This window comes from Methanobrevibacter sp. UBA212 (genome assembly GCF_905233225.1).
In the GTDB taxonomy this organism is placed as follows: domain Archaea; phylum Methanobacteriota; class Methanobacteria; order Methanobacteriales; family Methanobacteriaceae; genus Methanocatella.
The window spans coordinates 24,982-37,590 of record NZ_CAJODJ010000027.1; the positions used below are offsets into that span (position 1 = coordinate 24,982).

Sequence of the window (12,609 nt, forward strand, 5' to 3'; positions counted from 1 at the left end):
CTTTTCCATTTCTTTTTCTTTTTTTAGAACGGCAAACTTGCATATTTGTTATGAAGAGTGTAGTGCTTGTTATTCCAGTTTTTTATTTTTCCCAGGGAGTTCCTATATGAAATTGCATCTGCACCGACCCAATTTTTTCCGATTTTAACCTGAACCCAAACGTGTCCTGTAACGTCACCGTCACTGAAGCGGCATATTCCATGAACATATCTCGCATTGAAGCCCGCAGTCCTGTACAGTGCAACCAACAGATGAGAATGGTCTACACAATTTCCGCTCTTGCGATTTAATGTGCCTGTTGAACCGTATTTGGTATCATAATAATAGCTGTAATCCAGGGTATCCCTTACATAATTGAAAATGGCTCTTGCCTTGTCGACTTTACTGGTCAGCCCTTTAGTCAATTTTTTGACCAATTTTTTAAGCTTTTTGGTTCCAACCTTACAGTGGCTGGATGATTTTTTGTATGCCTTTGAACCCTTTGCGTGCTTTTCGTTGATTCCGTTGCGGAATTTGGAAAGCTTGACCTTAACCGATTTGGAAGCGGAGCTTTCAAGATGATTATTGTTGCCCTTGAATTTGACTGAAACCTTATAGTTTCCAATAGCAACATGAGTCTTGAACTTTGCATAGCCTCCTGATGAAACGGTTGAGGAATATGTTTCCCCATCAATGGTCAGCTCAATGTGCCCTCCGGATACATGCTGCCCATTCATATTAGTAACCAGCACTTTGAACGTCTGGGAACTGTCCTTATATGACTTTCCGCATTTCCAGATTACCTTGGAGGGGCTTCGCTTGAAAACATCTATATTGAAAGAGCCTGAAGTTCCGTCGAATATCGAATCGGCATCCGTTTTATAGCTAACCACATAGTCGCCAATGTTTAAATTGATTGGTACCGATACCATTCCATTCTTGTCAGTGGTTTTGGTGTATGTCTTGCCGTCAAGAGTTAACTTTACAGTTTTTCCAGCTAACGGAACGCCTCCTGCATTATAACAAACTTTTAATAAAGTGCCTGCACCATAACCGAAATGGGTTGTGCTTTTAACAGTGACGGAAGTCTTGGTTGTGTCGAATATTGTAACTGACCTTGTTAATTTGGATGCCTTGAAGAATTTGTTTCCATCATATCTGAATTGGACGGAGAAAATTCCCTTCTTAAATGAGGACAAATCCATTGATGCAATGCCATTGGCATCCGTTTTTCTGCTGTAAGTCTTTCCGTTGATCTTGATTTTAATTATTTTTCCAGCATTTGAACTGTCACCCAATGCTGTTGACAGTCTGACTGTAATTATCCTGCTCTTATCCTTAGGATAGAATGTATAAGAGTTGGAGGACAATCTGGTTGAGGCCTTTTTCTTATAGATTTTAATCGTATTGGTTTTTGACAGGCCATCCTTATTATAACAGACTATCTTGTAGGTTCCCTTCTTAAGCTTTTTTAAGGAAATGCTTATCATTCCCTTGGCATTTGTCTTGACCTTGTGGGTTTTGCCCTTAAATTTATATTTCACATAGGCTTTTGCCAGCGGCTTTCCGTCACTTCTTAAAAACTTTGCAGTGAACTTCTTGTTCTGGCCCTGAACCTGCTTGACATCCGATGAGCTTATTGTGGATAAAATTACAAAATTAGTGGTTAGCGAATATCCCATAAGAGGATTGGTTGAAACTATCCTATATGAACCCGGATTGAAGTTCAATGCCAAACTTGCAAAGCCGTTAGCGTTTGTTCTGACATTATATGGATTGCCGTTGACTGTTATGGTAACCAGAGTATTTGCCAAAGGTTTTCCATAAGTGTCAAAAAACTGTGCAGTGAATGGAGTGGATGACTTATAATATTTTGAGATGTCATTCGCTTTGATGGTGGGCAATACATTGAATGTGGAAGTTGAGTTGCACATATAATAATCATCATTCCCTCCGAATGACGCAAAAACCGAATACTTGCCGGGCATCAGATTCAAACTAACCCTTGCAATGCCATCATTACCGGTTGCAGCATCATACTTTACTTTATTTATAACAAAACTAATTGATTTATTTGCCAAAATTAAACCAGAATCCACATCTTTTAAGCTTACCTCATAAGAACCCTTATAATAAACATTATCTGACTGTGAAAGCAGTTCCGTTTGATTTTTATCATTGTCGCCTAAAGAGTTTGCATTATAGCATGCATCATTTACATGGGGTGAATCATCAAACTGAATATGATTAACATTAGTAGAATTTATTGCAGTTGAATTGATGTCGCTTGCTTGAATTGCACTAACGGAAAAAGCAAAAAGCAATACCAATAAAGCAAAAAATATTTTTTTATTCAAAAATAATACCCCCATCAAAAATATTATATTTAATTTTGTTTGTGATGGTATATATTACTATATATTCCCCATGGATTAAAAAAGAAAAATTGCAAGTAGATTTAAGAATCTACTTAACAGTAATTTTAACACTTACAGATTTTGCCTTGTTGTAGCATTTATTGGTTATAGAGCTAACTGTTGCGGTGTATTTGCCTTTTTTGGTCAACTTGGTGATTTTAAATGTTGCAACACCTTTAGTATTTGTGTAGGCATAATATGTTTTCTTGTTGACTTTAATGGCAACCTTAACCTTTTGATTGACATTCAAAGATACGGTGTACTTTTTGGTTTTTACTGATCTCTTGAATGTTTTTGCTTTAGCGGTTATTTTCGGAGTTGCCTTATTAACGGCGACCTTGACATCTTTTGATGATCCCTCATACATTGCATTTCCCTTGAAAATTATTTTGGCATTGTATGAATTAGGAGCTAAATGATAGGTTGATACCTTAACCTGACCATTACCATCAGTTTTCAATGTTTTAGCGCCATTAAGATTAACGGTGACATCAACATTGCCAATTGCATTGCCTTTGCTGTCTTTTAATGAAATAACCAAATATTTATCAGCATTATACACAACAGTAATCGCATCCCCACTCAACTGTGTTTCAATCTTATTAACCTCTAAAATTGTATTATTGGAAACGCTTCCAACATATTTGTCCTCACCGGCAAAAGTTGCATTAATATTATATGTACCAAAAGCCAAATCGTCTAAAGTCAAATTACCTTTACCGTTGACAATGCCTATAATGTATTCCTTGCCATTAACATTAACTGTTGCAACAGTATTGATGGATTGGTCTAAAACAACGCCTACAACAACACTGTCCCCAACAAATACGGAAGGCTTATCAACACTAATGGACAACTCAGTAGGGATTCTCTTAACCTCCAACTGTTTAACATCAGAAGAATTACCTAAATGATAATTATCACCCTCAAATACTGCCCAAACATCATAAGTACAGTAAATTTACCAACACCCCTCTTAACAGCAACATCATATGAATTGGAGCCAATATTCAACTTAATGATTCCAGTAACTGTCGGATTTGAATTGACTGTAATAGTGACCTCATCACCAGCAAACACAGAAGGCTTATTCAAACTAATAGATACCCAGGAAGAGATATTATCACCATTGACTGTTAAACTTAAAGTATTGGAAGTGCATCCAACGTAGCTATCATCACCTGCAAATACTGCATTAATGATGTAATTGCCTTTATCCAAATCATATAAAGTGAAACTGCCCTTACCGTTAACAAGACCCACAGTATGGTTATTTCCATTAACTTTAACAGTGACAACAGCATTTATTGACTGGTTTAAAACAATACTAACAACAGCCTCCTCAATATAATTCATTGAGACCTTATCTATGCTAATGGTTAGATTGGTAGACACCTTATTGACAAACAACTGTTTAACATCGGAAGTGCTGTTGGCATATCTGTCATCCCCTGCAAACTCTGCATGAACATCATAGACGCCATCAGCTAAATTAGTAACGTAATAATTTACGCTGCCCTCAAAAACTGCAACATTATAAGACTTAGTGTCAACAAACAGAGTAACAACACCAGTAATTCCAGGATTCATGGAAACAGAAATCGCCACATCGTTTCCAGCAATAATCGATTGTGGGAATTCCACATCAACAGTGGTGACGATTCTATTAACAATGAAATCCCTTGAATCTGATACGTTAGCATTATACATATCATTGCCTTCGAATGTGGCAACAACCGTTAAAATATCATTATTGACGGGAGTATATTCATGAGTGACAACATCAGCGTTATCAACATATTCCGTGTAGTTTGCGCCGTTAATGGTAAATATCACATTACCTTTAACTGTATTGCTCAATTTTGCTTTGAGGGTTACTGGTTTGTCGACATAAATTGATTCACCAATATCTTCGAGGTTAATTGACAAATCTCTTTTAATTACATCGATTGTTTTGCTTGTTTCATATCCGGTGTAGTTTTGATCACCATCCAAACGGAAATCAAGTTGATAAGTGCCCTCAGATTTATCGCTAATGCAGACCTGATAATTTTTTTGAGGATTAGATGACACCGGATACCCATAACTCACACCATTAATATAAATATTTAAATCACCAGTAGAGTTTATAGTATCAATGTAAATTTCGATATCCTCACCAACATAACTTTTTTCATTACAACGGATAGTTATAAGCGAATTATTAGGGAAAACAACAAATTCATCATCCGAACTTACATTATCATTATAATCATCACTGCTGAAGAACTGGATATGGGCATTCATACGACCTCCAGGCAAGCCATACAGGGCAACATTAGCCTCACCATTAGACATGACCCCTCTGAATATCCTGTTGTTAACAGTGACATTAACAGTACCGTTGGCATAATTTCCAACATGAACATTTGCATAGGCGGTATTCGGATAGGTCACATCTTCAATATTCACATCAATAGTGGGGGTTAGCCTTGAAACAGTGAACATAATATTATTTTGTGTTAAATTCTCATAATTAGAATCGCCGTAAAATAATGCAGTGGCAACATAATTTCCTGCAGGCAATCTGTCAGCCTCAATCAGTGCCTTCGCACCGCCATCGTATATTGATTTATTTTCACCGATTCTGATTGCAACATTTCCATTAAATTTATCGGCACAATCAACAACGAACATGGGTTTATCAGCGACAGTTACATTCAATGCAACGACTTTGGCATTTAACTCATCACCAATCAAATCGCCGTCAGTTATTCCCAATCTGCCAGAATCCGAATTTTCATCTCTTTGCTGTGCGGGAATTCCTCCATTGTCATCTTTTGCTGATGCATTGTCAGACAAGCCTCCCTCATCATTATCCATTACTTGATTATCTTCATTAATCTCTAAGTTATCATCTGAATCTATTGCAGATATTTCTGTATCATTCACTTCACTAGCACATGCGCTCGCTATAGTGAACAAACAAATAATCAGACATATGACTAGAAAGTATTTTTTGAATCTCATTTAATTCTGCTCCCTTTTTTTACGGTTATATATTATATTTAATTAATTATTTAATGCTTTCCAACAATGGAAAAAACATGTTTCTGAATTCAGTATGGGCAATTGCATATCCAACCCAACATTTAAAAAAAAGTTTCCAAAACCAAAAGATTGGCACATCCTTGCATGGATCAAAAAAAAGCAATATTCTTTAAACTTATATGTGGAACCACCCAAAATTTAAGAATTTACTTCCAAAATCTTGGATAAGTATCGGGTTTCATTAAAACTTTAGAAACATTAACTGCAAAACCACCATCGGCTTCCAAAATCTCATTGGAAGTCAATAAAGAATTACCTGCACCAACCAACTCACCTTTGAGTGTTTCGATTGCCACAATATCATTCTTTTGAATATTGTCCGCCAATTCCACAATTCCTCCATTAGCCAGATCAGCACCATGGCAAACCGCATCAACAGCAGAATCCTTAATGATGATTTTTGGAAGATAATCAGCGGCTCTCTCCATCGGCATTATAGCATCACGCAGGAATGACTCGTCACCATCTTCTTTCCAGAAGTGATATGCATCTGTAACATCCTGCAGGGTCACCAATTTATTTTTCTCATTGAATGAACCTACCTGTGTTCTTCTAAGCTCAGCCATGTGAGCCCCAACACCCAATGCCTCTCCAATGTTATGGCAGTATGTCCTTACATATGTCCCCGCTTCACATCCGATTCTAAAGAGAACATCTCGCCCTTCAATCTCATAGATTGTGGAATAGTAAATGTTACGTGTTCTCATTTCACGCTTTACAGCTGATTTGACCGGAGGAAGCTGGAAAATCTTACCTGTGAATTCGGCAAAGACTTCACGAATCCTTTCCTCATCAACATCCTGATGGAATGTCAAAAGACAGACATACTCCTTTGGAGCGGTCAGTAAAAGTTGAATGGCACGGGTTGCATCATTCAATCCGACAGGCAAAATTCCTGTAACCTTAGGATCCAATGTTCCGCCGTGGCCTGATTTTTCCAAGTTCAAAATACGTTTAATCCATGAGTCAATTTCATGAGATGTCGGACCTGATGGCTTGTCTAAATTGATTACCCCTTTAGAAATGTAATCATTAATCTCCCTGTCTTCGGGCTTGCAGCCGAATTCAGATGATGTGAAACTTTTAGACTTTGTCACCATGTTGAATTTCATGAAAAAAACCTTAAAAAATAGTAAATAAAAAAAGTTATGAATAATTTTGTCAATTATTCACTTTGAATTTATAAGTCAGCTAAAGCTGCTTTAATAGAGTCAATACCGCCGGAAACGTCGATGGAATCTTCGGTTGGTTCTAAGTGAGCAATGTTACATCTTCTGTTTTTAACTGCTTCACCAACAACTTCTACAAAGTTTTCATCGATAATTTCAACGATTGCACATTTTTCGCCAGCTTCTCTACCGGCGATTTTTACTTCAATTGATGCCATTTATATCACCTTTAATGTTTGAATAATGATTTCTGATACTTTTTCAGGATTGAAAGTACCAGTATTTATAATTATGTCATAGATATCCATATTTGAAATGTCAATGTTATGGATTTCCATGTATCTCAAGGCTTCGCTTTTTTCACGAGTTATAATCTCCTCTTTGGCTACATCAACAGATTTTTCTTCTCTTTCGGAAATTCTTTTTGATCGAACATCAAAAGGTGTTACCAACCAAACTCTCAAGTCAGCATTATCAACAAAATATGCTGACAGCCTCCCTTCAACAATGAGATTTTCTGCTTCTTTAGCCTTTTCAGCTTGCCTTTTATCAATTTCTTTATCTATATCATCATTACCTTCAGCAAACTCACTGAATTCAAGAACACTCATTCCCCTTTCTGCAGCCATTTCTCTAAAGACAAATCCTGCAGAGATATATGGAATATCTAACTTTTCTGAGAGACCCTCAGCAGTGGTAGTTGTTCCAGTTCCAGCCAATCCGCCGACAGTAATTATCATTATTTTCTAGCCTCGTTTTTGAAATGTTTACGAGCACAGCTTGAACATAAGTAACCACCGAATGGACGGTTAGGTCTTTTAGCTGTTTTTGATAATTTTGCGATTTCATATGGACGTCCACGTGGAACTCCATGTAACACTTTACCACATTCAGCACAAACATGCTTAGATGGTTTTTTCTTTTTATATCTTAAAACATTAGCCCCACCAGGGGTGTTTTTGTGAATTCTTTTATATGATCTTGATCTAAACCTATTTGCAGGCATTTAATCACCTTAATAATTTTTAAATAAATAATTGTGTAATAGCGTATTCAAAATAGAATAATATAATATATTCTTTTCATCATTAATAAATGTATGGTAAAAGGGTTAAATTAGAACCCTTGTTTAAATCCTAAGAATTTTCTTAGTATTTGACTCATACCGAATGTACAAATCATATACCATAACAACCATCCAATACCATAAGGGATGGTAGCCTGTCCACCATAAATGATACTTCCAATGAAATGCCATAGTGGAGTTAAAGTAACCCAATAAACAGAAGGAGGCAAGTGAATAACTAATCCGCTAATGGCAGAAGATCTCATCCAGAAGAATATCAAAATAATCGGAACAAAAGTAACGATCATCGGTTTGAATGAGTTAGTCATCATTTTACTTTGGTCTTGCATCATTTCAGACTGTCTGGCTTGAAGTTCAGCAACTTTCTTTCCGTCCCCTTTTTTCTGAGCCTCTCTCAACTCTTTTGTTAGACTTTTATTTCTTGCTTGGATTTCATTCATTTCATCTTGGTCAACTAGATATTTGTTTGCAATAGTTGTAATTAGTGAAACAATAAACGCAATAATTAATACAGTTAAAGCAGGATTTGCTGGATTTGGGTCCATTGCTAAAATTGGATTAAAAACTGAATTTAATGCTCCTAAAATAATCCCCCATGGATCAGGCATAATAGAACACCTCTATAAATTTAAAATATCTATCAATTTTTTAATATTAGAATCTAAATGATTGTCATGATTTTCAACAATTCTTACAGTAGCTCCTGTTAAAGTAGCATAAGCCATTGAAGTAGCCCTGTTCATTTGTTGATGCAGATCTATTTCTTTAACTTTTTGAAGGTCCCTTTCACGAGTATCATCATTTAATCTTCTATAAATAATTTCATCAGGATTTGCTTCAACCAAAATAAATTGGTCAGGTTGTAATTGCTCTAACACCCATATTGGTAAGCCCGGTAAAAAACCGGCAGGAGTATTGATAGTACAGTGAGTGTCAACAATAACATTGTCACTTTCAGACCTTGCTTTGATTTCAGCCGCTGCTTTAGCTTGAATATCTTTTTGAGTTTCAGCAGGCAATTTCCTTAACTCATCCCTATGAGATACAAGTTCATTTTTAATTGCAATCTCTGTCATTATATCTCCATAATTTAAATGAAGATAATCAACTTCTTCTAAAGCTTTATTCAATAAAGTTGTACTTCCAGAACCTGGAATTCCTGTTAATACTACTAATTTCACTTTAATCCCCCACATTTAAAAGAGAAAAAATAAGAGAAGATTTAATCTCCTCCTAAAACTTTCCTAAGAATAGGATTTGCTGACATGAGCTGTTCTTCAGCCATTTCTTCGTATAGCTTATGAAGAATACCTACAGTAAGCAATACACCAGTACCTCCACCTAAAGCACCGGTTAAATCTGCAAGGAAAGCAATTAAACCTACATAAATACCACTTATAATGGTAAGAGCAGGAATATACTTTTTCAAAATCTTATACAATTGACGTTTACTACTTCTGAAACCTGGAATCTGAATACCAGAATTATAAAGTTGTTCAGAAATCTTTTTAGCGTTTAAACCACTAATTTCAACCCACAGATATGAGAACAGTATACAACATGCAATAAAGAATATCGCGTATACCAACACATGTATTGGTTCAGTTATGAACATATGCAACTTAGGTGTTGACAATAACCAGGCAATTCCATCAATCGCTTTACCCTTATCCAAGTGTCCAAGAATTGGGAAACCAATCTTTTGGAAAACATTAGCGAATAAAGTGACGTTTACAAGTAATGCACTTGTTAAAATTACAGGCATGTTACTTGAGTAAACGAATTTTAATGGGTATTTACCAACAGATCCTCTGATTCTTCCGTGACCTCTTACACTACCGTGAGATATAGGAATCTCTACTCTCATAGCTTCACCGTAAAGAACAACTGCAAATACAATGATAGTTGCAAGCAGTGGGATTAAAGCATAAAAGTCAGGCATTCCTACAGTAGCTTGTTGGATGAATTTTGGAATGATACCTGCAAGTAAACCGTCTTGACCGGGCAGGATACTGAATGTACCCACCATGATTTGTTGACATACACCAGCAGCAATGAATAAACCGATACCACTTCCGAATCCCCATTTGGATACAACTTCATCAAGGTAAATAATAACCAACGCACCTAAAACAAGTTGTAAAATTAATAATCCAGTATAGGAACCATCAATAGGAACTATGTTTCCAGTAAGCACCAAAACACTTGCTTCAAAAACTGTAAACACAATGGATAATACTTTTTGAGTAGCTTGGAAATGAGATTTATCTTTATGGGATGAAAGATCCAAATCTAAAAGATTTGAACCAACTAATAATTGTAAAACAATAGAAGCAGTAACAATTGGACCTATTCCTAATGTAAGAATAGAACCAAAACTTCCAGCCATAACTGCTCTTAATGCAGCAAAACTGTCGTAAGAACCTGGAGATACACCATATAATGGAATTTGAGTTAAGAAATAGTATAACACCAAGATAAGAGCAGTCCATTTAAGTTTTTCGTTAAAATCTTCCCTGTGAACCGGAGATTTAACCTCTGGAATAAATTTAAATATTGGCTCTAAAACTTCTAATGATGACATTTTATCCCCTGATTAAAGGAATAAAGCTATAATATTATAGCTTCTCCTCCTAATTCTTCAATTTTTTCAATTGCAGATGCTGAGAATTGAGGTGCTGAAATTTTGTAAGCTTTGGTAATTTTACCTTTTGCTAAAACCTTATCATAACCTAATTCAGTTACATCTATGACAATAGCATCGCCATCTTTGGAGGCTTTGCCTTGTGCTATTAATTTATCAGCCTGTTCTTCTAAATATTTTAAGTTAACAGCGCTGATTTTTTTAATCATTTTTTGAGGTCTTTTGAAACCATGTTTTCCGAAGTGGTCAGGGTCGTGGATTACAGTCCAGGTCCAGTGTTGTTTACCTGCACCTGCTTTTCCTTTTCCACCCTTGTTACCTGCACCTCTACGTTTTTTGGTACAGCCTCCACCGTTGGATCTGGAACCTCTTTGTTTATTGATTTTACGTTTTGTTCTAATCATAATATACACCTGAGTTTAAAGCATTCTTTTTGCAAGATCTTTAATTTCTTCTCCCCTGTAACCTAAAGATCCACCTTCTTGAACAGATAAACGGATATCTTCGTAACCTTTTCTTGGAGGGTGTAAACGGAATACAGGTTTAATACCTACATCAGCTAATTTAACTTTACCATCAACTAAAGCTTTAGCTAACTCTTCAATATTGTTATAATCAGAATTTTCAGCAACATACTCATCAGTAACTTTTACATTACCAGGGAGTCTTCCTCTTTTAGCAATCATTGCTGCTACAGTTTCAGCATCGATTTCTCCCCATGTGATGTAATCCTTAGCTTTTTGAAGCATACCTTCGTAACTAGGATTTTCTTCAACTAACACTGCATGGCTGATTCTGTTAAGTCTTAACATGTCTAAGGTGTCTGCAATATTTTTGATGACACCGGTAGTTCCTCTAACTCTAATAACTAAAAACATACTATCACCAATTAGTAGTCAACTCCCATTTTCTTGAGATCATCTTCGCTTGCTTTAACATTACTTAATTCTTTTAAAGCACCAAATACAGCATTAGCAAAGTTAACAGTGGTTTGAGTTTGTCCGAAAGTTTGAGACCATACATCGTGAATACCGGCTAGTTTTAAGATAGTTTTACCAACGTCACCAACTACTAATCCTACACCTGCAGGAGCTGGCATTAAGGTAACACTTACACTACTGGTTTTACCGGTTACTTTAAATGGAACTGTGTGTTCTCTTCCACAAACACAACCCCAATCTCCACAACCTCTTCTTACTTTAATGATGTTGTATTTTGCATTGTCTACAGCCTTTCTAATAGCAGGACCGACCTCTTTAGCTTTACCTTGGCCTAATCCAACATAACCATCTTTGTTACCTACAGCAACAATTACTCTGAAATTAACTTTTCTACCAGATTTATGCATCCTTTGAACTAAGTTTACATCCATTACTTCTTCTTCTAAATCTGGAATTAAGGCATCAACTATTTCTAATTCCATAATTGGAAGACCTTTTTCAAAGATTTCATCGATATCAGTAATGGTACCTTCTTTAACTTGTCTACCCATTTTAGTTTTAGGTTCCCATTCATCCATATTAAAACTCATAGTTATACCTCTGCCTCATCGATATTTTTAACGGTTTCATCAAAGTTTTCTGGTAAATCTTTAGGATTAAGACCTCTTTCAAAATACTTTGAGAATTTTTTAGCAACTTCTTCAGCGTCTAAAGATTCAGCATAATTTGCAATGTGTTCTCCTCTGATACGTTCATCTTCAGGGAAAATGAAGTCTCCGTGAGGAAGGTCTAAACCTGCGTCAAGAGCACCTTTTAAAGCTGCAAATATTTTAGAACCTTTGATTGGTGATTTTAAACCGATGTCTAAAATTGCACTTTCTACACCTGCAGCTAAAGCTCTTTTAGCACATAAGTATGCTGTTAAGTAGAATGCTGAAAGGTTTCCAGTGTGTCCTAAATAACCAAATTGAGATAATTGTTTACTTACAGCAGATGCAACAGTGATATCTCCTTCAGGAGCGTAATTAATAACTTGAACAGTAGCGTGAGAGTTTGAAACTCTTACAACTAAACGAGATTTGTCATAATCGACCAATTTCATTCTAGCTGCATAATCAGTTTTACCTTCTCTTCTTCTTCTGAATGCTACTTTATAATTGGTTCCTTGTGCCATGTTTATTCATCTCCTTTAATTAAATCATGGTCACGGGCGTAGTTTCTCATGTAAGATTTACTTCTAAATGCGCCACCCTTAGCCATTTTGTATAATTTACGATAGGTA

General features: G+C 36.0%; 14 protein-coding genes and 1 pseudogene. All 15 read right to left on the reverse strand.

The window, feature by feature from the left end:
• Positions 1–23 precede the first annotated feature (23 nt).
• The gene (locus tag QZ138_RS08025) at positions 24–2,336 is read right to left on the reverse strand and encodes a transglutaminase domain-containing protein (protein ID WP_292888407.1); all 2,313 of its coding nucleotides are present in this window, start codon (positions 2,334–2,336) and stop codon (positions 24–26) included.
• Between the two features lie 109 nt (positions 2,337–2,445).
• Positions 2,446–3,279, reverse strand: a complete 834-nt coding sequence (locus QZ138_RS08030; protein ID WP_292888409.1) for an Ig-like domain-containing protein — start codon at positions 3,277–3,279, stop codon at positions 2,446–2,448.
• 23 nt (positions 3,280–3,302) lie between these two features.
• Positions 3,303–5,405, reverse strand: a complete 2,103-nt coding sequence (locus tag QZ138_RS08035) for an Ig-like domain-containing protein (RefSeq protein WP_292888412.1) — start codon at positions 5,403–5,405, stop codon at positions 3,303–3,305.
• Between the two features lie 227 nt (positions 5,406–5,632).
• Positions 5,633–6,598: an RNA-guided pseudouridylation complex pseudouridine synthase subunit Cbf5 gene (locus QZ138_RS08040; RefSeq protein ID WP_292602849.1), complete on the reverse strand. Its 966-nt coding sequence runs from the start codon at positions 6,596–6,598 to the stop codon at positions 5,633–5,635.
• 68 nt (positions 6,599–6,666) lie between these two features.
• A complete protein-coding gene (locus tag QZ138_RS08045) occupies positions 6,667–6,873 on the reverse strand; it encodes a 50S ribosomal protein L14e (protein ID WP_292888415.1) in 207 nt (68 codons plus the stop codon).
• Positions 6,874–7,395, reverse strand: a complete 522-nt coding sequence (gene cmk / locus QZ138_RS08050) for a (d)CMP kinase (RefSeq protein ID WP_292888418.1) — start codon at positions 7,393–7,395, stop codon at positions 6,874–6,876. It abuts the gene before it with no gap.
• A complete protein-coding gene (locus QZ138_RS08055; RefSeq protein WP_292888421.1) occupies positions 7,395–7,661 on the reverse strand; it encodes a 50S ribosomal protein L34e in 267 nt (88 codons plus the stop codon). The genes cmk and QZ138_RS08055 overlap by 1 nt, the downstream gene beginning before the upstream one ends.
• A gap of 110 nt (positions 7,662–7,771) precedes the next feature.
• Positions 7,772–8,350 (reverse strand): DUF106 domain-containing protein, encoded by a 579-nt coding sequence (locus QZ138_RS08060; RefSeq protein WP_292888424.1) that lies wholly within the window; start codon positions 8,348–8,350, stop codon positions 7,772–7,774.
• A gap of 12 nt (positions 8,351–8,362) precedes the next feature.
• On the reverse strand, positions 8,363–8,923 hold the full coding sequence (locus QZ138_RS08065) for an adenylate kinase (protein WP_292602861.1): 561 nt from the start codon (positions 8,921–8,923) through the stop codon (positions 8,363–8,365).
• A gap of 41 nt (positions 8,924–8,964) precedes the next feature.
• On the reverse strand, positions 8,965–10,326 hold the full coding sequence (gene secY, locus QZ138_RS08070) for a preprotein translocase subunit SecY (RefSeq protein ID WP_292888427.1): 1,362 nt from the start codon (positions 10,324–10,326) through the stop codon (positions 8,965–8,967).
• Positions 10,327–10,352: 26 nt separating this feature from the next.
• Positions 10,353–10,790: an uL15m family ribosomal protein gene (locus QZ138_RS08075; RefSeq protein WP_292602867.1), complete on the reverse strand. Its 438-nt coding sequence runs from the start codon at positions 10,788–10,790 to the stop codon at positions 10,353–10,355.
• A 15-nt stretch (positions 10,791–10,805) separates the two neighbouring features.
• Positions 10,806–11,264, reverse strand: coding sequence for a 50S ribosomal protein L30 (locus QZ138_RS08080; protein ID WP_292602870.1), 459 nt, complete (start codon positions 11,262–11,264; stop codon positions 10,806–10,808).
• Between the two features lie 11 nt (positions 11,265–11,275).
• Positions 11,276–11,917 (reverse strand): 30S ribosomal protein S5, encoded by a 642-nt coding sequence (gene rpsE / locus QZ138_RS08085; protein ID WP_292888431.1) that lies wholly within the window; start codon positions 11,915–11,917, stop codon positions 11,276–11,278.
• A gap of 2 nt (positions 11,918–11,919) precedes the next feature.
• Positions 11,920–12,501: a 50S ribosomal protein L18 gene (locus QZ138_RS08090; protein WP_292888434.1), complete on the reverse strand. Its 582-nt coding sequence runs from the start codon at positions 12,499–12,501 to the stop codon at positions 11,920–11,922.
• A gap of 2 nt (positions 12,502–12,503) precedes the next feature.
• A pseudogene (locus QZ138_RS08095) lies at positions 12,504–12,609 on the reverse strand (50S ribosomal protein L19e); the annotation flags it as partial.